Here is a 22,268-nt window from a genome sequence, read left to right as displayed (position 1 = left end):
GTGGAAGCCGTCCCCCTCTCAACGCTCTTTATCGCCCTGGGGGTGCTGATCGTCCTCTCGGGCTGTTTCTCCGGCTCGGAGACCGGGCTGATGGCGGTCAACCGCTACCGGCTGCGCCACCTGGCCCGCCAGGGCCACCGGGGCGCCCGGCTGGCGGAGCGGCTGCTGGAGCGCCCGGACCGGGTGCTGGGCGTCATTCTGCTGGGCAACAACCTGGTCAACATTGCCGCCTCGTCACTGGCCACGGTGATCGCCATCCGCCTGATGGGGGAGGCGGGCATCGCCCTGGCCGCGTTGCTGCTCACGATCACCATCCTCATCTTCTCCGAGGTCACGCCAAAGACGCTGGCCGCGGTCAACCCCGAGCGGGTCGCCTTTCCGGCCGCCTACGCCCTCACCCCGCTGCTGCTGGTCAGCTACCCGGTGGTCTGGATGGTCAACACCGTGGCCAACGGCCTGTTGCGGCTGGTCCGGGTGAACGTTGCGGATGCGAGCGAGGACAGTCTCAGCCGCGAAGAGCTGCGCACCGTAGTGAACGAGGCCGGCAACCTTATCCCCCGGCGGCACCAGAAAATGCTCCTGGGCATCCTCGACCTGGAGTACGCAACGGTGGAGGACATCATGGTGCCCCGTAACGAGATCGTCGGGCTCGACCTGGACGACTCCTGGGGGCAGACCGTGGACATGCTGATCAACAGCCAGTACACCCGCCTGCCGGTGTACCGTGGCGCTATCGACAACCTGGTGGGCATGATCCACGTCCGCCAGCTGCTCTCCGACCTGATGCGCGGTAATTTCCGGCAGGCGGACCTGGAAAAGCGCATCGAGGAGCCCTACTTCATCCCGGAGGGCACCGGTTTGCACCAGCAACTGCTGAACTTTCAGCGCCGGCGCGAGCGCGTGGGCCTGGTGGTGGACGAGTACGGTGACATCATGGGGCTGGCCGCGCTTGATGACATCCTTGAGGAAATCGTCGGCGAGTTCACCACCGACCCCGGCTCAGTGCTGTCCAACATGCACCAGGAGGAGGACGGCAGCTGGATGGTGGAGGGCCACACCACGGTGCGGGAACTCAACCGGGTGCTCAAGTGGAGCCTGCCGCTGGATGGCCCGCGCACCCTCAACGGGTTGATCCTGGAGCACCTGGAGTCCATCCCCGAGGCGGGTACCAGCCTGCTGATCCAGGGCTGGCCGGTGACCATCCTGCAGACCCAGGACAACCGGGTGAAGATGGTCCGGGTGCAGCCCCACCACCGGCGCCGCCGTCAACCGCGACGCCACCCCTGAGGCATCGCGTTTATGGCCCCCGCGCCTGTCGGCCCGGTCAACCCTGTTCGCGCTTGCGCTGATCCTCGATATCGCTCAACTGCAGGTTCAGTGCGCCGACCGAGATCTGCAGCTCCCGCAGCGACAACGCCAGCGAGAGCATCATCAGCAGCAGGCTGACGACAAAGACCCCCTGGGCCAGCAGGACCCAGCCGGCGAACAGCGCGAGCATGCAGAACGTGCAGAAGAACAGGCTGCCCACCCCGGCCACCTGCATGTTACGGATCAGCTGTACCCGCTGGCGCAGGTTGTCGAGCTGCCCCTTGAGTCGGGCGTCGTGGGAGTCGCGGTAGCGCGCCTGGAGGTCGCGGATCAGCGACGCCAGGGCGAGAAACCGATTGGTATAGGCCAGCAACAGCAGCGAAATTGCCGGAAAAAGTAGGGCTGGCGTCGACAGCGCCAGGTCCGATGTCTGTAGGTTTTCGGGGTTGAACATCCGGTCGAGCATCTCCAGGGCGTGGCCGCCCATTCTCGCCTGACCGTGCACGGATGCCAATGCCCACATCAAAAAAGGCCGGCGCCCCACTCAGGGCGCCGGCCGGTCTGCAATGCCGCATCAGGGCCGATGCGGGCGCCGTGGCTGCAATTACTGCATGCCGCCGCCACCTTGCATACCACCACCCTGCTGCTGCATCTGCATCATTTCCTGCTGGATCTCCTCGAACTCGGCGATCAGGTCGTCGGTCTCCGGATGATCATCACGCATGGCGGAGAGCAGGTTGTCCTGGAACTCCTGCTGCGCCTCCATGAAGGCCTCGTCCTCCATGGCATCACGCTGGGCCTCTTCCAGGGCCATGCGCTCTTCCTGGAACTCTTCGAACAGGCTCTGCTGCTGCTCCGGGTCACCCTCGGCGGCTTCCAGCTGATCGCGCAGCTCTTCCAGCCGGTCGATGTTGCTCTGCGGGTCGTGGCCCATGCTCTCCATGGTGGTCACGGCCATGTCTTCCAGGTTGTCTTGTTCCTGGCGCAGGCTGTCGTTGTCCTCCAGCGTCTGCTGCTGGAGCTGACCCAACTGCTCGTGAATTTCCTGCAGCCGCATCTGGGACTCCTGCGCCTGCTGCATGCCCTCGCCACCGGGCTGTTGCTGACCGGCCTCGGCGCCCGGGTCAGGCTGCTGGAGCTCCTGCGCGGTCGCGGAGGACAGGGCGCCACCGCCGATCACCAGGGCACTGCAGACGGCAGCGGCAGCACCAGCGCGGGCCATGCGGGATTTCAGCTTATCGATAATAGTCATGGGCAATTGAACACCAGATTTCTGTTCGGCCCCGGGGACCGTGCGTGAATTGAGTGTGTTAACACTAACAGCTTTTAAACGCTGCATGTCAAATCAGCCTGCAAGACCGGGCAAACAGTACCACGACAGCATGTTTCATCGGCCTGCAGCTTGCGGACTCGTACAAGAGTGACGATATTTCCAGTCAAGTCGCTGTCGTTACCCAGAGGGACAAACCATGAAGAACAAGAGTTCCATGAAAATTCACTTCCGTAACGGATGCCTTGCACTGGTTCTCGGTAGTGCGCTGGCTTTCCCCGCCGCCTCGGCCGACCCGGAGGCCATCGTGGATTACCGCCAGGGCGTCATGAGTTCGTTGGGTGGCAACACCGCCGCCTCGGCCGCAATCCTGATGGACGGTGTGGACTTCCGAGAAAACCTGGAGAAGCACGCCCGCATTCTCGCGGAGTTCACCCGCGACATCCCGGCACTCTTCCCGGAGGGTACCGACGTAGGTGACCACGATGCTCGGGAGGCGGTCTGGACGGACCGCGAGACCTTCGAAAACCGGGCCGCGGATACGCAGGAGGCCGCTGAGGCCTTTTACGCCGTGGTGCGTGATGGTGGCTCCGAACAGGAAATCGTTGCCGCCTTCCGCGACATGGGGCAGTCCTGCCGCGCCTGCCACGACGACTTCCGCCGTTAAGGGGGCACCGTGGCGGGCCGGCGCAGCAAGCTGACGGCGGTAGCCGTGGCCCTGCTGGCCGCGGCTGCCACCCCGGCGGCCGCGGAGACGCCGGGCGACGACCCCGTCAGCCGCGGCGAGTACGTCATGCGCGCCGGCGGCTGTGTCTCCTGCCACACGCCGCGGGACGACGATGCCGAGCTGCTGGCCGGTGGCCGCGCGCTGGAGACCCCGTTCGGCACCTTCTACGGGCCCAACATCACCCCGGACCCGGAGCACGGCCTGGGCGACTGGACGCTAGACGACTTCATCGCCGCCATGACCGAGGGCCGCGCCCCCGACGGCCGCCACTATTACCCGGTCTTCCCCTACACCAGCTACACGCAGATGAAACGCCAGGACCTGGAGGACCTCTGGGCCTACCTGCAATCCCTGGAGCCTGTGAGCAAACCCAATCGGTCCCACGAGCTGTACTGGTTCGTCCGCTGGCGCACGCCACTGATGGGCTGGAAGTGGCTGAACTTCGAGCCGGGGCCGTTCGAGCCCGACCCGGAGCGCTCCGACACCTGGAACCGCGGCGCCTACCTGGTCAACGCCCTCAGCCATTGCGCCGAATGCCACACCCCGCGCAACCTGACCGGGGGGCTGGACCGCAGCCTCTGGCTTGCCGGCGCCGCCGACGGCCCGGAGGGCGAGACCGCGCCCAACATCACCCCGGACCGGGAGACCGGCATCGGCCGGTGGAGCGAGCGCCACCTCACCCGCTACCTGGAGTTTGGCATGACGCCGGGGGGCGACTTTGCCGGCGGCCTGATGGGCGAGTTCGTAGATGAGTCCAGCAGCCACCTCACCAACGACGACCGCCAGGCCATCGCGCACTACATCCTCTCCCTGGACCCCATCGAACACAGGGTGGAATGAGCTCAGAACGAATGGATCGGGCCACGGAATTGATCTGCGTCAAAGGACCGCACCTTCCATCCTGTACATCGCCAACTGCGGGTCAATACTGAAATTGAGGGCTCCCTTAATTCCCTTAGCGGCCTATTGGCTGGAGGTCACCATGCTTACCATCGATGATTGCCGGGAGCTCGCGGAGCTTACGGAAGAGGAAGTGGATGCGATCTGCGAGCACGAGCACTGCTCGGAGATGGTTGCCATTGAACTGGGCAACTACCTGGTTCACACGCCGGACGGCTGCCCCCGCATCCGGCGGATGATCCTCGACGACATCGAGCATGCGGAGGCTCGCAACGACACCCGCCATGTCGTCAAGCTGAAACTGGCTCTGAAGCACTTCTGCGAGGCCCACCCCGAGGCCCTCGACGAGGCCCTCTGAACGCCACGGCCGATGCCGCGGTAACGCGGCATCGGTCTTCTCGTCTGCCCGCCGCTCAGCCCGACGCGCTACAGAACGCCTCGTAGTCCACGTACCCCGGAAAGGGCCGCCCCGGCGCACAGACCGGGCAGTCGGCGTTGGCCTTCATGCGCAGCTGCTGGAACTGGCCGCGCAGGGCGTCATAGTGCAGCAGCCGCCCCGATAGGGGTTCCCCGACCCCGAGCAGCAGCTTCAACGCCTCGGTGGCCTGAAGCAGGCCGATCACCCCCGGCAGCACCCCCAGCACCCCGGCCTGGGCGCAGGATGGCGCCAGCTCCGGTGGCGGCGGCTCCGGGTAGAGGCAGCGGTAACAAGGGCCCTCCCCCACATTGAACACCGTCACCTGCCCCTCGAAACGGTACACCGCGCCATATACCAGGGGCAGGCCCAGTTTCACGCAGGCATCATTGACCAGGTACCGGGTGGGGAAGTTATCCGAGCCATCAATGACCACGTCCGCCCCCGCCAGCACGGACTCGATGTTCTCGCTGCTGAGCCGGGCCTGCACCGTCTCCACCGTCACCTCGGGGTTGAGCGCGGCGATCGCCTGGCGACCGGACTCCGTCTTGGGCTCCCCCACACGGTCGTCGCTGTGCAGGATCTGGCGCTGCAGGTTGCTACGATCCACCACGTCGTGGTCAATCAGCACCAGCGTGCCTACCCCGGCGGCCGCCAAATAGAGCGCGGCCGGTGAGCCGAGACCGCCGGCCCCCACCAGCACCACCCGGCTGTCGCCCAGCTTCAACTGACCGTGCTCGCCCACCTCGGGCATGCGCAGGTGGCGCGAGTAGCGTGCCCGCGCAGACTCATCCAGCATGCGCGGCACCTCGAAGGGCCGCCCCTCGTCCTTCCAGCGGTTGAAGCCGCCGGCGATGTTGCGCACGTCACGGTAGCCCATCCGGCGCAAGTCGTCGGCAGCCAGCAGCGACCGCTGGCCCACGGCGCAGAGGGTGAGCACAGGGCGGTCCAACTCCGGTACCGCCTCCTCGATCCGCAATTCCAGCCAGTTGCGGTCGATACGCAGGGCGCCGGTCGGGCTACCCTCGGCCACCTCACCGGCCTCGCGCACATCCAGCAACACGGCCCCGTCGGCCAGCAAATGCTGCGCTTCCGCCGGGGTAATCTCCGGGACCTCCTCGCGGATGCGTTGGGCCATCCGTTCCAGCGCCGACGGGCCACCGCCGGCCACCGCCGGCAGAATGGTCAGGACGTCCCCCGGGGCAAGCGCGGTCTCCTGGCCGTCCAGCTCACGCACATCCTGCTCGCCCCGGAACAGGTTGACGAACCGGCGCAGCTCGCCGTCCGGGTCCACCAGCCGGGCGTGCAGCAACGGGTAGTCCTCGGCCAGGGCGTCGAGCACCTCGACCACGCTGCCGGCCGCAATCGCCAGCTCCGCCTGGTCATCGGCGAAGGGGCGCAGCGGCGCCGGGAGGCGTACGGTAATCAGGGGTTCAGACATAGGGCTTCCTCGCTGAATTGATCGGCGCTCAAGCGCCAACTGCGCAATTCGGTCACGGTGTCGCGATCCACCGCCGCGATCAGGTAACTCCAGCCACGCCAGGCCTGTGCCCGGTCGGTCTCCGACGGCACCGCCCCACCTTCCGGGTGAGTGTGCCAGACCCCGAGGATCTCCAGCCCCAGGCGGTGGCCCAGGCGATCCCAGCGCAGGAAATCGCGGGGGTGCAGCAGGTAACGGTCCCGGCGGCGCTCGGCGATGTTGCGGCAGAGCACCAGCCGCTCCACCCGGCCGCCACGCCCCAGCAGCAGGCCGCAGGCCTCATAGGGCCAACGGGCCCGCCCATACCGGGCCAGGCGGGCCTGCTCACCGGCTGGCAGGGTCAGGCCGGCGGCGGCTGCGGCGTTTGTCTTGGGCGATGGCTTGGTCATGACTTCATGGTAACTTAGTCGGGTACTGATTGGCCCTTTTCCATGCTGCAGCACAGGAACGCACATACGTGAACGAGACCACCCTGCTCGTCGGCACCCAGAAAGGCCTGTTCCGGCTCCAGGACACCGGCCGAGGGGGCCGTTGGGAGATGGCCGGCCCGCTGATCGAAGGTTACGAGGTGCTGCATGCCTGGCTCGACCCGCGGGACCGGTCCCGGGGCCTGGCCGCGGTCAACCATGCAATCTGGGGCGCCCATATCTACCGGACCGCTGACGCCGGCCTGAGCTGGGAGCCGCTGGCTTCCGTGCCGATGCACCGGCCGGGGCTCTGGCAAAAGCGGATGAAGGCGGTCTGGCACCTGGCCCCCGGGCCGAGCGACGCCCCGGAGACGGTCTTTGCCGGCATCGACCCGGCCGGGCTTTTCCGCAGCGACGACTACGGCCAGTCCTGGACACCAATAAGCGGGCTGAACGAACATCCCAGCCGGGACACCTGGGAGCCAGCCCGCGGCGGGTTCTCGCTGCACTCCATTCTGGTGGACCCGCAATCACCGCGGCGGCTCTACGCCAGCATCTCCGCCGGCGGGGTGTTCCGCAGCGACGACGGCGGGCGCAGCTGGCAGCCCTGCAACGAGGGGGTCCGCGCGGAGAACCTGCCCGGGCGGTGCGCGGTGACCGGTCACAACGTGCACCGCACGGTGCTTTGCCCCCGCCGGCCCGAGCGGCTCTACCGGCAGTGCTACAACGGGGTCTACCGCAGCGATGACCGGGGCGGGCACTGGACGGAGATCACCCCTGGGCTGCCCAGCGATTTCGGCTACGCGCTGGTCACCCCGGCCGGCGACCCGGACACGGTCTACGTACTGCCCATCGAGAGCAACCACCTGCGGACCTGCTGCGATGGGCGGTTGCGCGTCTACCGCAGCCGCGACGCCGGCGAGACCTGGGCACCGCTCACCCAAGGACTGCCCCAGCAGCACGCCTACGTGACCGTGCTGCGCGAGGCCATGGGGGATGACGGTGCCGACACACCGGGGCTGTACTTTGGCACCTCCAGCGGCCATCTCTTCGGCAGCCACGACGGGGGCGAGCAGTGGCAATGCCTGGCGGAATTCCTGCCGCGTATCCTCTCGGTGACCGCCCTGCGGCGGTAACGCGACTCACTCCTTGTCGCCGCCCAGGCGGCGCAACAGCCGCTCCTGGTAGGCGCGTTCCACCGCCATCAGACCACCCTGACCCCGGCCGCGGCGCCGCTCCAACCGGGCGCGCAGCAGCGCCAGGCGCTTCTCCGCCTCGCTGCGCTGCCGCCGCTGTATGGCGGTGTCATCGTCCAGCCCCGCCAGCAGGGCCTCCAGGGATTCCACCTCGCGCTGGTCCTGCAGTTCCGGTGGCAGGCAGTTGGCATTCTTGAGCACGCGGTAGGCCATGCGCAGCTCCTCCGGCACCATGCTGTCGTCGTCCAGCGACAACGGCTTGCCGGCCCCGGGCAACTCGTCCAGCTGCCCGGCCTCCTGGGCCTCCTTGATGCGCGCATCGGCCAGCTCATCCAGGAATTTCATCGGCACCCTCCTGCCAGAAGGCGAGCACGTCCTCCAGCGCGTCGGCCCGTCGCATGGGCGGCAGGCTGCGCAGGAACACCTTGCCGTAACCCCGGCGGGTGAGCCGAGGGTCGGCGATGACCAGCACCCCGCGATCCTCGGCATGGCGGATCAGGCGGCCCACCCCCTGTTTTAGTGTAATCACCGCATGAGGCAGTTGCAGGTGGCGAAACGCGGAGCGCCCCTCCGCCTCCGTGGCCTGGATGCGTGCCTGCAGCACCGGGTCGGCCGGCGAGGCAAAAGGCAGGCGGTCGATGATCAGCGTGGACAGAGCCGCCCCGCGCACGTCCACGCCCTCCCAGAAGCTGGCCGTGCCCAGCAGCACGGCATTGCCCGCATCGCGGAACCGGGCCAGAAGCTCGTGCTGGGCCGCCGCCCCCTGCACGAGCAGGGGCCGGTCCAGGGTACCGGCCAGCGCCTCCGCCGCCTCACGCAGCACCCGGTAGCTGGTGAACAGCAGGAACGCACCACCGGGCGCTGCCTCGATCACCGGGCGCGCCATGGCCACCAGGGCCGCCGCGTAGCCGGGGGCGTTCGGTTCCGGCAGCCCCTGCGGCGTGTACAGCAGGGCGTTACGCTCATAGTCGAAGGGGCTGTCCAGGCAGAGGGTCCGCGGCTCATCCAGCCCCAGCCGCTGGCTGAAATGCTCGAAGTCGCCCTTCATGGCCAGGGTGGCGGAGGTGAATACCCAGGCGGCCGGGGCGGCATCGCGCCGGTTACGGAAAGGCCCGGAGACATCCAGCGGGGTCAGCCGCAACCAGAAGCCGCGCCCCTGGGTCTCGAACCAGGGCACGCCCTGCCCCGGCTCCGGCTCGTCGAACTGCTGCAACGCCTGATAGAGCCGCTCGGCGCGCTGCTGGCAGCGGGCCAGCTCCAGCCCGCGCTCGCCCAGCGGGGCCAGCGCCAGGGCCAGGTCGTACAGGGCCGTCTTGAGGTCATCCAGGCCCGCCCGGACGGCCGGTCCCGGCGGTTGCGGCCAGGCGGCGCGCTGGTCCGCCTCACCCAGCGCATCGCGCAGCGCCTCGGTGGCGTCGGCCACCCGCGCCACCCGCGCCGGGAAGCCGGGCTGGTCTCCGGCCTCGCGCTGGTACGCCTCCGTGGCATCCCGGGTCAGGTCGCGCAGCTGACGGCCGGTGATGCCCAGCCCGAAGAACCGGGCGGCGGTCTCCGGCAGTTGATGCGCCTCGTCGAGAATCCAGACATCCGCCTCCGGCACCACTTCGCCCCAGCCCGACTCGCGCAAGGCCCAGTCGGCCAGCAGCAGGTGGTGATTGACCACGACCAGGTCGGCTTCCTGGGCGCGGCGGCGGGCCTCGTAGAAGTGGCAGTCGGCAAACCGCGGGCACTGCCCGCCCAGGCAGCTCTCCGCCGTGGCCGTGATGCGGGGCCGCACATCGGTGCGCCGGGCGGCGGACGGGGCTTCGGCCAGGTCACCGGAACCGTTCTCCGCCGCCCAGCGGCGGACCTGCTGCAGGGCATCGTGCTGAACCGCGGAGCGCCCACCAGCCGCCTCGTCAGCCATGTCCAGGCGGTGCAGGCAGAGGTAGTTGGTGCGTCCCTTCAGCAGCGCGATTCGGGTCGGGACGCGCAACGCGTCCCGGACCAGGGGGAGATCGCGGTGGAACAGCTGATCCTGCAGGGTACGGGTACCGGTGGAGACCACCACCCGCTTGCCGGAGAGCAATGCCGGGATCAGGTAGGCGAAGGTCTTGCCAGTGCCCGTGCCCGCCTCCACGACCAGGCTGGCGTTGTCGGCCAGGGCCTCGCCCACGGCAGCGCCCATGTCCTGCTGGGCCTGGCGCGGGGTAAACCCGGACAGGGCCCGGGCCAGGTCACCGCCATTGCCCAGCGCGGCACGGGCCGCTTCCGGCAGCGCCTCCGGGGTCAAATGCCCTCCGCCTGCCGGCGGGCCTCATGGGCGCCCTCCTCGTCCCCCTGCTCGGCCCGGCTGGCCTCAATGAGCTGCCAGTTGCGCCGCTGCAGGGCGCGATCACCGTCGGCCAACCGAATGGAGCGCCGCGCCATCTGCTCCGCCTGGGCGTAATCCCCCTGCTGGAAGCGGACCACGGCCAGGTTTTGCCACAGCGGCGCCAGGTCCGGGCTGATGCGCACGGCGCGCTCCAGGTAAGCAGCCGCCTGGTCGTAGTCGCCGTTCTGGCTCGCCTCGCGGGCGTCCGCCACCAGTTCGATCACCGCGTCCGGGATGGCCGGCTCACGCTCGGGCTCCGGCTCGGCCGCCTCCTCCGGCGGCTCATCCACCTCCGGCTCATCCACCTCCGGCTCGGGCGCGTCCGGCTCGGGCGCTTCGGCGGGCTCCGGTTCCGGTGCCGGTTCGGTCGGCCGGTGCTCCGGCGGCATCAAGGTACAGGCCCCCAATGCCAGGGGCAGGAGCAGTACCAGCAGTCTTGCGTTCAGTCCCATGGGTCTTTTTCTCTCGTGCTCGCCACAGTGGCCCGGGCTAGCGGCCCAGCACCCGGTCCCAGAAGCCTCGCGAGTCATCTTCCCCCGGCTCGCCGGCGCAGTCCACCGTCTCGTCCGGCAGATGATCGGCGATGTAAGGCAGGCGCACGGCCCCCTCGCAGCCCTCGTCGGACCGCTTGCCGGTCTCGGCGTCGATCCAGACCGCTTCCACGCCGCCCGGCGTCTGGCGGCGCAAAGGCCGGTAGCTAAGGCGGCTGAACTGCTCCCCCCAGATGGGCAGCGCGCCGCTGGAGCCGGTCAGCCCGTGGCTGCGGTTGTCATCGTGCCCGATCCAGACCACGGAGAGCAGGTCCCCGGAGTAGCCGGCGAACCAGGCATCGCGATAATCGTCCGTGGTGCCGGTCTTGCCCGCCAGCCCGCTGGTGTCCCCTACCCAGCCCTGCAGGCCCCGGGCGGTGCCCTGACTCACCACCTGGCGCAGGGCGTGCTGCAGCAGGTAACTGCTGACCGGGTCCACGGCCTGCTCGGTGGACAGACTGTAGCGGGACAGCAACTCGCCATCGCTGTCGGTGACCGCCCGCACGGAGCGTAGCGGCGAACGGAAGCCCTCGGCGGCGACAGTCTGATAGACCTGCGCCATCTCCAGTACCGAGTGCTCGGTGGCGCCGAGCACGAAGGAGGGGTAGAGGCTGTTCGGCACCCGCCCGCCCAGGTCCGCCCAGCTGCGCGCCACCCGGCGCAGGCCGAGGCTCTGCCCCAGGTGCACGGTGGGCACGTTCAGCGAATCGGACAGCGCCAGCCAGAGCGGGACCTGATCCCGGTTACTGCCGTCGTAATTGCGAGGGGTCCAGGGGTCGCCGTGCTCGTCCTGGATGGTCACCGGCTCGTCGCTGAGCACGCTGCCCAAACCGTAACGCGAGGGCTCCCTGAGGGCTGCCAGGTAGACCGCCGGCTTGACCAGTGAGCCGATGGGGCGGCGCGCATCCAGTGCCCGGTTGAAGCCGGCATAACGGTAATCCGCGCCGCCCACCACACCCACCACCTCGCCGTCCTCCACGTTCACGGACACCAGCGCCGCCTGCGGTGCGTCATCGCCGAACTGGGCAAGGCGGGCATCCACCGCCGCCTCGGCCGCGCGCTGCACCCGGGGCGCCAGGGTGGTATGGATGTGCAGGCCGTCGCTGATCAGGTCCTCGCGGCGGTAGTCCCGCTGCAGGTGGCGGCGGACCAGGTCCATGAAGGCGGGGTAACGCCCCTGGTGGCGCTGGCCATCGGTGACCAGGCCCAGGTCCTCCGCCATGGCGGAGCGGGCCTCCGTCTCGTCGATGATGCCGTCGCGCGCCATCAGGGTAAGCACCAGGTCGCGCCGGTCCCGCGCCCGCTCCGGGTTGCGCCGCGGGTTATAGCGGGAGGGCCCGCGCACCATGGCCACCAGCAGCGCCTGCTGCGCCAGGCTCAACTCCTCCAGCGGACGGCCGAAGTAGAACTCGGCCCCCAGACCGAAACCGTGGATCGCCCGCCCCCCGCGCTGGCCCAGAAACACCTCGTTGAGGTAGGCCTCGAGGATCTCGTCCTTCTCGTAGTAGTGCTCCAGCAACAGCGCCATCACCGCCTCGGTGAACTTGCGCTGCAGCGTCTGGTCGGCGGTGAGGTAGAAGTTCTTGACCAGCTGCTGCGTGAGGGTGCTCCCGCCCTGCACCACCCGGCCGGCACGGATGTTGGCCACGGCGGCACGGGCGATACCGGTGAACGACAGCCCGCGGTGATCGTGGAAGTTGCGGTCCTCCACCACCAGCAGGGCAGCGATCAGGCTCTCGGGCACCTGGTCCAGGCGCACCAGCAGGCGATCCTCCTGGTGCGGGGCGTGCAGGCTGCCGATCACCGCCGGCTCCAGCCGCGCCAGGCCCACCGGCTCACCGTTCCGCAACCCCTCCAGGGTGCTCAGTTGCCCGTTAGCAAAGACCACCCGCAACTGCCGGGGCAATTCCTCCCCGTCCGGGTGGTTAAAACCGCGGGTGCTGAGGTGGAACTCCGCCCCGTTGCGGCTCCAACTGCCCGACTCCCGGCCGCTGCTGGTGCGTCGGTAGCCCAGCTCCTCCAGCTCCACCTGGAGTTCCGCCGGCGAGAGGGCCTTGCCGGCAAACAGTTCCAGCGGGCGGGCATACACACGCGCCGGCACGGCCCAGCGCCCGCCCTCGAAATGCTCGCGCAACTCCGGCTCCAGGGACTTGGCGTAGAGCGCCAGCAACCCCACCGAGATCAGCGCCAACGTTAGCATCAGCCCCAGCACGCGGCCGGCCCATCGCCGGAGCAGCCCGGGCTGGCGGGCTCCTGTCTGGCCCTTGCGGCGGGGTTTTCGGGATTTGTTTGCACTCAAGGGGGACGTACCCTGGTCGCGGCCGGGAACAGCGCGGCGGATTATATCACTCCTGACCGGCCGGAAACGGCTTTATTCCTATGGACATAGCCGCCATTCCTTAACTTCCCTGCGATCACGCGCTGCGGCCCTTCCCCCGATCGGAAAAGCCGCTTACCCTTATAGACTATCGTGTTATCGGGCATCGCCCCCCGCCTGGCCCGATGCCCGGCAGCTCAAGATTCCGGGCAAGCGGCCGCCACCAATGGCAGAGGCAGAACCCGCATAATCAGAAATCGCATCGATCAGGGGCAGCCGGCTATGGCTTCGGTACTCAAGGACAGGTCCCGACCCGGGACCACGCAGACCATGGACCACTTCTCGGTGATCCAGCAGATCGCCGAGCGGACCAGCGGCGTGGGTGTGGAGGCGGTGGACATCGTCAACCACATCGAGCATGTCGCCGGCCTTTTCCGCCGGCAGGCCTCTATCTTCTCGGACCTGGTGGGCACCGCCCGCCGCATGAGCGAGGCCAACGACACCGTCGACCAGGCCGCCCGCCGCGCCCACGACGTGGCGGCCAAGGCGGGCAAGGACGTGGAGCGCTCGCGCAACACCATCACCCACTCGCTGGAGCAGATCCGCGAGCTGGCCGAATCGGTCACCCACATCGAGGGGCAGCTGGGCACCCTCAACGAGGCGCTGCAAGGGGTCGCCCAGGTGGCCAACGAGATCAGCACCATCGCCAAGCAGACCAACCTGCTGGCGCTCAACGCCACCATCGAGGCCACCCGCGCCGGCGAGGTGGGCCGGGGCTTTGCGGTGGTCGCCGAGCACGTGAAGGAGCTGGCCAAGCAGACCGCCGATGCCACCGCTGAGATCCACCAGATCCTGGAGGAGCTGACAGCCATCATCGAACGGCTGATCCGGCGCGGTGCCGAGAGCACCGAAAAGGCCCAGGCCGTACGCGAGGGTACCCACGCCATTCAGGAGATCATGGAGACCGTGGGCAGCGCCATGCAGGACGTGGACACCGAGTCCAGCCGCATCCACGACTCCGTCGGCGAGATCGACCAGCACTGCCGCAAGACCGTGGACGGCCTGGAAGAACTGACCCACGAGGTGCAGCACGCCAACCGGGCCTTGGAAGAGGCGGAGCAGCGGACCGAAAAACTGCGCCACTTCACCGAGTTGCTGATCCGCGAGACGGCCGTGGAGGGGGTCGAGACCGTCGATACCCCCTACATCCGGTTGGCGGAGCGACTGGCCGCCGAGACCGCCGAAGCCTTTGAGGACGGCATCCAGCGGGGCAGCGTCAGCAAGGAGGCCCTGTTCGATCAGAACTACCAGCGCGAGGCCGATAGCGACCCCGCCCGCTACACCACCGCCAGCGCTGACTTCTGCGACCGGGTCCTGCCGGCCGTTCAGGAGCCCGCCCTGCAGCACCAGCGCCGGGTGCTGTCCGCGTTCGTCTGTGACGTGGGCGGCTACGTGCCCGCCCAGAGCCGGGAGGCGGCCCGCGCGCCCTCCGCCGACGATGGCGCCGAGCCGCCCCGCTTCCACCGCCGCCGCCTGGACAGCCGCGAGACCCGGGCGGCCGCCCGCAACCGCGAGCGCTTCCTGCTGCAAACCTACCGGCTGGAGTTGGGCGGTGGCCACCACGCGCTGGTCAAGGAGGTATCCGTGCCCATCAAGGTGCAGGGGCGTCACTGGGGCTGTCAGCGGCTGATTTACGCGGCGGAGTGAGGGAGCGACCACCATGCCATTGTTCAAACGGAAACAGCAGAACCGCAACGCCGCCGCCCCGCTGGTCAGCGACGAGGACCTGGCCTACCAGGAGATCCTCAAGCAGACCTCCCTGCACACCAGCGAGCTGGGGCTGGAGGCCTCCGACGTCACCGGCCACGTGGACGAGATCAAGGAGCAGACCCGCCGCGAGGTACAGCTCTTTGAAGAGCTGCGCGAATCCGCCCGGCGCATGTCCGAAGCCAACAAGGTGGTGGACGCGGCCGCACGCAATGCCCAGCACGTCTCCGGGGCAGCCCGGGCCGACATGAGCCGGTCCGACGAGACCATCCAGAAGGCGCTTTCGGACATCCGCGACCTGAGCCGTTCGGTGCATGACGTCGAATCGGAACTCAGCGGCCTGAACGACGCCATGGTGCGGGTAAGCAAGGTGGCCAAGGGCATCGGCTCCATCGCCAAGCAGACCAACCTGCTGGCCCTGAACGCCACCATCGAGGCGGCGCGCGCCGGCGAGGCGGGTCAGGGCTTCGCGGTAGTGGCCGAGGAGGTCAAGTCGCTGGCCGGGCAGACCCACGACGCCACCTCCGACATCGACCGCACCCTCCACGAGCTCACCGAACAGACCCGGCAGCTGATCAGCACCGGTGGCGAGAGCACCGACCGGGCCAAGGCGGTGGAGAAAGGCACCAACGCCATGCAGGAGGTGCTCGGTGCAGTCGCTCAGGCCATGGGAGACGTGGACAACGAGTCCGCCCGCATCGCCTCCGCGGTGCAGGAGATCGACCGCCACAGCGACACCACCCTGGACGGTCTGAACGAGATGGCCGACGACGTCACCTCGTCGCTCGCCAACCTGGAGGACTCCGGCAGCCGGCTGAACCGCCTGCTGAGCTTCGTCGAGGAGCTGATGAACCTGGCCAACGCCAGCGACGTGGAAACCGAGGACACGCCCTACATCCGCATCGCCACCGAGACCGCGGCCCAGGTCGGCCACGTCTTCGAGGAGGCCATCCGCAAGGGCGAGATCAGCGACGCGGACCTGTTCGACGAGCACTACGAGCCGGTGCCCGACACCGACCCGCAGCAGTACACCACCCGCTTCGTGGAGTTCACCGACCGCGTCCTGCCGCCCATACAGGAGCCGGTGCTGGACTCTGACCCGACCATCGGCGGGGTCTGCGCCATCGATCGCAACGGCTACATCCCCACCCACAACCTGCACGTGTCCAAGCCGCAGCGCGCGGGTGACCCGGAGTGGAACAACGCCAACAGCCGCAACCGCCGGCTCTGGGAAGACCGCACCGGGCAGACCGCCGCCAAGAACCAGCGCCCCTGGCTGCTGCAGACCTACCGGCGCAACATGGGCAGCGGCCAGTTTGTGCTGATGCGCGACTGTTCCGCCCCGATTACCGTCAACGGTCGTCACTGGGGCGCAATGCGGATACTCTACAAGCTCTGATCCGCGACACGGCAGGAGTACGCCATATGGGCATCGAGGTCACCGGGCTGCTGGGGTTTATCTGGCTGCTCATCATCATCTGGGCCATCGTGAAGACGGCAACGAGCGCGGCCGGCCCGGTCGCCAAGCTGCTATGGATTCTGATCCTGCTCTTCCTGCCCCTGTTCGGCCTGATCGCCTGGCTGTTGCTCGGCCCCAAGGGGTAGCGACGGTCGGCACGCCACCCGGTAGAGCGCCTCGTTGGCCACGGCCCGCGCCGTGGCCAGGGGGATAAAGGGCACCACCACCGGCCCGCTAGCCAGCTGCAGGTGGAGCGTGGCCAGCTGGCGCCGCCGCTGCACCCAGCTCTGCTGCACCGTCACGGCCTGCACCTTCTCCAGCGGAAAGAGCGTGGTACGCCGTCCCAGCAGACCCCGCCGTACACAGAGAAAACGGCCCGAACGGCGCCACGCCACCGCGCGCCAGCGCAGCCAGGCCACCGGCCAGGCGATCACCGCACCCACGCCGATCAGCGCCAGCCAGCCGGGGAACCCGGTCAGGCCCAGAAAAATCAAAGCCAGCACCGCTGCGATCACGATCAACCGCAAAGCCACCACGCGCCGGTAGAGACGGTGGACGCGCTGATAGCCCAGCTCCAGCGCACCCGCCGCCTCGTCGCCCGACCCGGGCCAGAAGACAGCGCCCAGGGTCGGCCCCTCCGACTGCCGCAACCCCGGCACCAGAAAGCGCTGCCCCGCGGTATCCGGCCCGGCGGAAAGGCCGTACTGGTGGCAGACCAGATAGCCGCAGCGCAGCCCGCGCCCCACCGCCGTCTGCACCCACTCCAGCGACTGCAGTTTTGCCGCCGAAAGGGTCTGCTGCTGACGGGTGAACAGCCCGCTGTACTGCACGTAACGGCTCCCCTCGCGCACCAGGGTGAACCCGTAAAAGCGCAGCCAGGCCACCACCACCGAGACCAGCATCAACACCAGAAGCAGCGCGACCACCGTGACCGACAAGGCCAGCCAGGGCGATTCCGCCGCCCGCTCCAGCCAGGGCAGCTCCGCCAATAACTCCGGGTTCCGCATGGCCATCCGCTCCAGCGGCTGCAGCACCGGCGCAAGCAGCGCGGCGATCACGTAGGCGTGGTTACTGGCCAGCCCGTGCCGGGTGAGCCCCAGCGGCCCGATGCGGAACAGCGGTGGCGACGGCGTCCGCGCGGACTCGGCCGCACCCGCCGGGTCGTCGTCTCCGACGGCCTCGCCGCGGGCTCGCTCCAGGCGCTGCTGAAGCCTCTCGGCCAGTTCCCGGCGGATACCGGGCAGCTCCACGTCCGCGGTGGCACCACCCGGCGTATCCAGGCTGAACCGGACCACGTCGAAGGGGCGCATGTAGACCGGCTGCTCCAGGGCCATGTGCTGCACCCGCTCGGCGCTCACCTTCACCTCGCGGCGCTCCAGCACGCCGCGCTGGACCACCAGCACATCCCCGTCCAGCCGGAACCGGAAGCGGCGGTAGTAGAGCAGGCTGATCAGCCCGGCGATCAGCAGGATCAGGGTCAGCGCCAGCCCCAGCTCGCGCAGGCCGATCTGCTCCAGCAGGGCCGCACCGGCGCCTGCACCGGCCACCAGCGGCAGGTTCTCGCGAACAAAGCGCAGCAGCCCGCCGAGAAACAGGATCAGCAGCGCCCAGGGCGACAGCCGCTGCCACTGCTCCGAGTCACCCGGGATACGTTCAGACACCGTCGGAGGCCTCCGGTGGCGGCTCGTCGGACGCGTCGGCGCGCCCCTGGATCCGGTCCAGCAGGTACTGGCGCAGGCGTTCGGCCTGCTCCCGCTCCAGCCCCTGGATCACCAGGTCGCCCCCGGCCCCGCCGGCGGTAAAGCAGGTCAGGCGGACCAGGTTGAAGGCGCGCTCTACGGGGTTGCTGGCTGTCTCCACGTGCTGGATGCGGACAAAGGGGAGCACGGTGGTCCGCTGCACCAGCAGCCCGCTGTGGTACGTGACATCCTGTTCCCGCACTGCCCAGGCGCGCCGCCTCGCCTCCAGCCAGGAGAGCGCGGGCGAGACCACCAGCAACACCCCCACCCCGCCGAGCAGCACCGGCCGCAGGGCCATGGGCACGCCGGTCATGACCGGCAGCAGCCAGGCGATGAAGCCCAGGGGCAACAGCCCCAGAAAGCGGCTGATGAGCTGGTAGGGGGCGAAGCGCCGCGAGACCGGCTGCAGCGATTGCGCCTCCAGCCGGGGCAGCGCCTCCGGGTCCACCGGTGCATTGGAAAAGGCCATTGTCACCTCGAAGCTGTCCATATGGGGACAGTATCTCAGATGCGCGCCGGGTCAGTCGTTGCCCTCGCCGTGGGCGGGCAGCACCAGCCGAGCCTCCAGTCCGGTGTCGGTGTTGTGCAGGCTCAGTTCACCACCGTGGGCGCGGGCAATGTTGCGGGCAATGCCCAGTCCCAGTCCGGTGCCTCCGGTGGCCGCGCTGCGAGAGGCGTCCAGCCGGTAGTAGGGGTCGAAGACCCGCTCCAGGTCGGCCTCGGGGATGCCCGGCCCCTGATCGCGGATGTGTACACACAGCGTGTCGCCCGAAGGGCTGACCCACACCGTGGCGCCGCCCCCGTACCGTACGGCATTGTCGATGAGGTTGCCGAGGCAACGTTTCAGGGCCAGCGGCTCACCCCGGGCATAAACCGGCCCCGAACCGCTGACCTGCACCTTGCCACCGGTCTCCCCGGCTTCTTCCGCCACATCCCGCAGCAGGCCCATCAGCTCTACCGGCTCAGGGTCGTGGGCCAGGTGATCCCCGCGCATGAAGTCGAGGGTGGACTGGACCAGCTTTTCCATCTCCGCCAGGTCGGCCTGGAAGCGCTGGCGCAGGGTGTCGTCGGGCAGCATCTCCGCCCGCAGGCGCAGTCGGGTAATGGGGGTCTTCAGATCATGCGACACCGCGGCCAGCATCTGCCCGCGCTGCTGCAGGTTCTCACGCAGACGCTGCTGCATGGCATTGAACGCGCGGGTGGCCTGGCGGACCTCCCGGCTACCCTGCTCCGGCAGGGGTGGGTGGTTCAGGTCGCGCCCCAGGTTCTCCGCGGCCCGGGCCAGGGTGCGCAGCGGACGGGTGAGACCCCGCACCGCCAGCCCCGCGATGAGCAGCACCGACAGGGTGAATACGGCCAGCGCCGCCAGCAGCCGCTGCGGCCAGCTCAATGCCTCGGACGGAACGGGCTGGCGAAGGGTGAGCACGGTGTCGTCATCGAGACGCGCCTGGACCAGGATCAGGCGCATGGCGCCCCCGTGGTGCTGGTGATGGCGCTCGTGCATCTCGGCGAGCCGACCGCCCTCCCCTGCCGGCTCCTCCACCCACACCTGCAAGTCACGATCGCCGGCCATTCGCTCCTGCAGCACCTGCTGGAGCCGGCCGGCCGGGTAGCTTTCCGGCGGGTCGTCGCGCCAGGGCTGGTCCAGCGTGGGGCGCAACATGCCGCGACCGCGCAGCCGCTCGCGCCGTTCGTCGGTGGTCAGGGTCTCCAGCTCCTCCAGACTGCTGGCCAGCCGCTCGGCCAGGCCGGAGACCACCACACCCAGGGTCATGCGGCTGCGGTCCTGCCAGAGGATCCATCCGGCCGCCAGTTGCGCGGCCAGCAGCCCGCCCAGCAGCAGGATCAACAGGCGCCCCAAGAGAGTCTGTGGCCAGAGCCGCATCAGTTCACCCGCTCCACGTCACAGGCCATCAGGTACCCCTCATTGCGCAGGGTGCGGATGATGCGCTGCTCGCGGGCGTCGTCGCCCAGCAGCCGGCGCAGACGACTGACCTGCACGTCGATACTGCGGTCGTAGGGGCTGGCATCGCGGCCGCGGGTGATGTCCATGATCCGGTCGCGGCTGAGCGCCCGGCCCGGCTGCGCGGCAAGGGCTTGCAGCAGGCGCGTGTCGGCGCCGCCAAGGGTGTGCACTTCGCCATCGGGTGCGGTGAGGGTGTGAGCGTCGGGGTCCAGCAGCCAGCCGGCGAACCGGAAACAGAGACCCTGCCCAGCCTCCTCACCTTGCTGACCCTGCTGCTCGCGGACCATGCGACTGCGCCGCAGCAGCCCCCGGATGCGGGCCAGCAGTTCCCGGGGGTTGAAGGGCTTGGGCAGGTAGTCGTCGGCACCGATCTCCAGGCCGACAATACGGTCGGTCTCCTCGCCGCGCGCGGTGAGCATGATCACCGGCAGGGTCCGCCAACGCTCATCGCCGGCGCGCAGCTGGCGACACAGCTCCAGCCCGTCGTCCCCGGGCAGCATCAGGTCGAGGATGAGCAGATCCGCCGGGCCGGCCGCCAGACTGGACCAGAGTGCGGCACCGTCCGGCACCGCCCGGGCCTCGAACCCGTTCTGGCCGAGGTAGTCCACCAGCAGCTCCCGCAGTCCGGGGTCGTCATCGACGATGAGTATGTGCGCCTGCATCCGTTACCACTCCCTGCAAACCTGCCCCACCCGGGCCGAACGCCGTGCCCGGGGTCGGTGTCCCACCTGTATACCACTCCCTGCCCGGGCGGCGTGTAAGCGCTTGTTACCCCGGCCGGGGTCCGGCTTACGTACTGTTACAAACCGCGGCCCCCGGGAAACAAGGGGCTTACCTGAAGATGGTCTGATGAAGGCGTGGCAGGGACATCGCCTGCCGAACCAGCCGAACCTAAGATCGAGGAGTACGACCATGACCAAGAAACAGACCCGACCGATGACCCGGATTCTAACCGGTATCACCCTCGCAGCATTGCTCGCCGGCTCCACCGTGGCCGGGTTCAGCATCGCCCAGGAGCATCAGCGGGGCGAGGGCAAGCAGGGTGAACGTGGCGGCATGATGATGGAGCGGGGCCAGAAAGGCGAACATGGCCACATGAGGCATGGCTACATGCACGGCGGTGAGCGCATGGCCGAACACCGCGAACGCATGGCAGAGCGCCTGGACCTGGACGAGGAGCAGCGCGCCCTGTGGGATGAGTTCCACGAGCACATGGGCCCGCACCACGATCGGGAGCAGCGGCGTGACGCGATGCAGGAGATGATGGATCAGGGCTTTACCGACCGTCTGGAGCGCATGGAGCGCTGGTCCGCCGAGCATGCCGAGCGTATGGGCAAGGCCCGCGAGGCCGGCGAGCGCCTTTACGAGGCACTGGACGAGGAGCAGCGGCAGAAGCTGGATGAGGCCCCGCGTCAGATGCGTGAACACATGCGCGAGTACCGGGAAGACCGCCGCGGAAACGGCCAGCGCCAGGATGGCGAACGTCGCGGAGGTCAGGGCCAAGGCGGTTACTAACGCCGCGCCTGTGCGACCGGTAACCGAACTGTAACCTTTCTGTCTTACCATCCGCCGGGTTGCCGGCCCGCTCCCGGGCCGGCCCAGTTACCCGGCGGAGTCTTGATGAAACCCTTTTCCACCCTGCTCTACGGCATGCTATTGAACCCGCTGCGCACGCTACGCCGGGGCGCCGAGGCCCCGCCGCCCGGCTGGCGGCACACCCTGGGGCTGCTGATCCTGCCCTGGATCGGCTTCAGCGTATTCACCAGCCAGACGCTCTACCAGATCATCCCCACCGGCTTGCCCCCCGAGGGTGTCCCGCACCCGGTCGGGTTCGGCGTCTACAGTTTCATCGCCCTGACGATCGGCTCGCTGGCACTGGCCGCAGCAGCCCACTGGCTGGCGGAGCTGTTCCAGGGTCGGAGCGATTTTGACCGGGCGTTGCAGGCGGTGGGTTACGCCCTGGTGCCGGCGTGGCTGGGCAATATCGCCGCGGCCTTCCCCTGGCCCTACGGCAACGGGGTCGGGTTGGCGCTTGTCCTGTACGGGCTGGGGCTGTTGCTGCCCGCCTTCGCCATCGTGCTGGGCATGCGCCGGGGTAACCGGCTGGGTCACTACGTGGCCACGCTGATCTGCGCCGCGCTGATCACCTTCATCCTCGGCTGGCTGCTGATTGACCTGATCCCGGGTGCCAAACCGGCGGTCCGGTTCGGCACCACGTGGTTCATATGATCGATGCCCGAAAGCCCCCGCCTGCTACCCCTCTGTGCCGCATAGCGGATTGACGCCCCCCCACCAATCGCCCTAGCATTGAACTCGATCAGGATGGATCCACCCCGCAATGCCACGGAGCCGGCATGCCCCAACACAACGGACTGTACCTCGCCCTGGCGCGCCCCGGCGCCGCCTCGGCCTCGCTGCCCCAGGTCACCGGGTT

At 68.6% G+C, this 22,268-nt stretch carries 22 protein-coding genes; 10 read left to right on the top strand and 12 right to left on the bottom strand.

The annotated features are described in order from the left end of the window. Entirely contained in the window at window positions 1-1,287 is a 1,287-nt protein-coding gene (locus tag DFR31_RS00110) for an HlyC/CorC family transporter (protein ID WP_121440643.1), read from the top strand. 37 nt (window positions 1,288-1,324) lie between these two features. Here the strand turns inward: DFR31_RS00110 and DFR31_RS00105 are convergent, their stop codons facing one another. Continuing rightward, a complete protein-coding gene (locus DFR31_RS00105) occupies window positions 1,325-1,795 on the bottom strand; it encodes a DUF2721 domain-containing protein (protein WP_342767637.1) in 471 nt (156 codons plus the stop codon). Between the two features lie 117 nt (window positions 1,796-1,912). Continuing rightward, entirely contained in the window at window positions 1,913-2,560 is a 648-nt protein-coding gene (locus DFR31_RS00100; protein ID WP_121440642.1) for a hypothetical protein, read from the bottom strand. A gap of 217 nt (window positions 2,561-2,777) precedes the next feature. Here DFR31_RS00100 and DFR31_RS00095 point away from each other — a divergent pair, with 217 nt between their 5' ends. The 3 genes from DFR31_RS00095 (at window position 2,778) to DFR31_RS00085 (ending at window position 4,563) form a co-directional block, all read left to right on the top strand. Beyond that, a complete protein-coding gene (locus tag DFR31_RS00095; protein WP_170153545.1) occupies window positions 2,778-3,245 on the top strand; it encodes a c-type cytochrome in 468 nt (155 codons plus the stop codon). A gap of 9 nt (window positions 3,246-3,254) precedes the next feature. Continuing rightward, on the top strand, window positions 3,255-4,145 hold the full coding sequence (locus DFR31_RS00090; protein WP_121440641.1) for a c-type cytochrome: 891 nt from the start codon (window positions 3,255-3,257) through the stop codon (window positions 4,143-4,145). Window positions 4,146-4,287: 142 nt separating this feature from the next. Beyond that, window positions 4,288-4,563 carry a hypothetical protein gene (locus DFR31_RS00085; RefSeq protein WP_121440640.1) on the top strand — a complete coding sequence of 92 codons (276 nt, stop codon included), beginning with the start codon at window positions 4,288-4,290 and terminating at the stop codon, window positions 4,561-4,563. A 55-nt stretch (window positions 4,564-4,618) separates the two neighbouring features. On the opposite strand, the gene moeB is transcribed toward DFR31_RS00085, so the two are convergent. Further along, window positions 4,619-6,061, bottom strand: a complete 1,443-nt coding sequence (moeB, locus tag DFR31_RS00080) for a molybdopterin-synthase adenylyltransferase MoeB (protein WP_121440639.1) — start codon at window positions 6,059-6,061, stop codon at window positions 4,619-4,621. Next, window positions 6,046-6,489 (bottom strand): M67 family metallopeptidase, encoded by a 444-nt coding sequence (locus DFR31_RS00075; protein WP_170153544.1) that lies wholly within the window; start codon window positions 6,487-6,489, stop codon window positions 6,046-6,048. The genes moeB and DFR31_RS00075 overlap by 16 nt, the downstream gene beginning before the upstream one ends. A 68-nt stretch (window positions 6,490-6,557) precedes the next feature. Here DFR31_RS00075 and DFR31_RS00070 point away from each other — a divergent pair, with 68 nt between their 5' ends. Continuing rightward, window positions 6,558-7,643 carry a WD40/YVTN/BNR-like repeat-containing protein gene (locus DFR31_RS00070; protein ID WP_121440637.1) on the top strand — a complete coding sequence of 362 codons (1,086 nt, stop codon included), beginning with the start codon at window positions 6,558-6,560 and terminating at the stop codon, window positions 7,641-7,643. A gap of 6 nt (window positions 7,644-7,649) precedes the next feature. Here DFR31_RS00070 and DFR31_RS00065 read toward each other — a convergent pair whose 3' ends face one another. The 4 genes from DFR31_RS00065 to mrcB are packed head-to-tail and all read right to left on the bottom strand — an operon-like array spanning window position 7,650 to window position 12,885. Further along, the gene (locus DFR31_RS00065) at window positions 7,650-8,048 is read right to left on the bottom strand and encodes a DnaJ family domain-containing protein (protein WP_121440636.1); all 399 of its coding nucleotides are present in this window, start codon (window positions 8,046-8,048) and stop codon (window positions 7,650-7,652) included. Then, window positions 8,032-9,975, bottom strand: coding sequence for a DNA repair helicase YoaA (gene yoaA / locus DFR31_RS00060; RefSeq protein ID WP_211328209.1), 1,944 nt, complete (start codon window positions 9,973-9,975; stop codon window positions 8,032-8,034). Before yoaA ends, DFR31_RS00065 begins: the two co-directional genes overlap by 17 nt. Next, a complete protein-coding gene (locus tag DFR31_RS00055; protein ID WP_121440635.1) occupies window positions 9,972-10,508 on the bottom strand; it encodes a tetratricopeptide repeat protein in 537 nt (178 codons plus the stop codon). The genes yoaA and DFR31_RS00055 overlap by 4 nt, the downstream gene beginning before the upstream one ends. Before the next feature lie 37 nt (window positions 10,509-10,545). After that, window positions 10,546-12,885, bottom strand: a complete 2,340-nt coding sequence (mrcB, locus tag DFR31_RS00050) for a penicillin-binding protein 1B (RefSeq protein ID WP_245971046.1) — start codon at window positions 12,883-12,885, stop codon at window positions 10,546-10,548. A 300-nt stretch (window positions 12,886-13,185) separates the two neighbouring features. Here mrcB and DFR31_RS00045 point away from each other — a divergent pair, with 300 nt between their 5' ends. The 3 genes from DFR31_RS00045 to DFR31_RS00035 are packed head-to-tail and all read left to right on the top strand — an operon-like array spanning window position 13,186 to window position 16,275. Further along, window positions 13,186-14,610 (top strand): methyl-accepting chemotaxis protein, encoded by a 1,425-nt coding sequence (locus DFR31_RS00045; protein ID WP_121440634.1) that lies wholly within the window; start codon window positions 13,186-13,188, stop codon window positions 14,608-14,610. A 13-nt stretch (window positions 14,611-14,623) separates the two neighbouring features. Beyond that, window positions 14,624-16,069 carry a methyl-accepting chemotaxis protein gene (locus tag DFR31_RS00040; RefSeq protein ID WP_121440633.1) on the top strand — a complete coding sequence of 482 codons (1,446 nt, stop codon included), beginning with the start codon at window positions 14,624-14,626 and terminating at the stop codon, window positions 16,067-16,069. A 26-nt stretch (window positions 16,070-16,095) separates the two neighbouring features. Continuing rightward, complete coding sequence (locus DFR31_RS00035; protein WP_121440632.1) at window positions 16,096-16,275, top strand: PLDc N-terminal domain-containing protein; 180 nt, start codon at window positions 16,096-16,098, stop codon at window positions 16,273-16,275. Here the strand turns inward: DFR31_RS00035 and DFR31_RS00030 are convergent. From DFR31_RS00030 to DFR31_RS00015, 4 genes are read right to left on the bottom strand one after another with little or no spacing between them, the layout of a single operon-like run. After that, window positions 16,201-17,790, bottom strand: a complete 1,590-nt coding sequence (locus DFR31_RS00030; RefSeq protein ID WP_121440631.1) for a PH domain-containing protein — start codon at window positions 17,788-17,790, stop codon at window positions 16,201-16,203. The two genes, DFR31_RS00035 and DFR31_RS00030, sit on opposite strands and share 75 nt — an antisense overlap. Beyond that, window positions 17,783-18,337, bottom strand: coding sequence for a PH domain-containing protein (locus tag DFR31_RS00025; RefSeq protein WP_121442105.1), 555 nt, complete (start codon window positions 18,335-18,337; stop codon window positions 17,783-17,785). The genes DFR31_RS00030 and DFR31_RS00025 overlap by 8 nt, the downstream gene beginning before the upstream one ends. Before the next feature lie 51 nt (window positions 18,338-18,388). Then, the gene (locus tag DFR31_RS00020) at window positions 18,389-19,753 is read right to left on the bottom strand and encodes an ATP-binding protein (RefSeq protein WP_121440630.1); all 1,365 of its coding nucleotides are present in this window, start codon (window positions 19,751-19,753) and stop codon (window positions 18,389-18,391) included. Further along, entirely contained in the window at window positions 19,753-20,496 is a 744-nt protein-coding gene (locus DFR31_RS00015) for a response regulator (protein ID WP_121440629.1), read from the bottom strand. The genes DFR31_RS00020 and DFR31_RS00015 overlap by 1 nt, the downstream gene beginning before the upstream one ends. 250 nt (window positions 20,497-20,746) lie before the next feature. Between DFR31_RS00015 and DFR31_RS00010 the strand changes: the two genes are divergently transcribed. Beyond that, entirely contained in the window at window positions 20,747-21,349 is a 603-nt protein-coding gene (locus DFR31_RS00010; RefSeq protein ID WP_170153543.1) for a Spy/CpxP family protein refolding chaperone, read from the top strand. Between the two features lie 105 nt (window positions 21,350-21,454). Continuing rightward, on the top strand, window positions 21,455-22,063 hold the full coding sequence (locus tag DFR31_RS00005) for a Yip1 family protein (RefSeq protein WP_121440628.1): 609 nt from the start codon (window positions 21,455-21,457) through the stop codon (window positions 22,061-22,063). The last annotated feature ends 205 nt before the right edge of the window (window positions 22,064-22,268 follow it).

This window comes from Alkalispirillum mobile, assembly GCF_003664325.1.
GTDB lineage: Bacteria > Pseudomonadota > Gammaproteobacteria > Nitrococcales > Halorhodospiraceae > Alkalilimnicola > Alkalilimnicola mobilis.
This window is presented reverse-complemented; position numbering and strand designations above follow the sequence as displayed.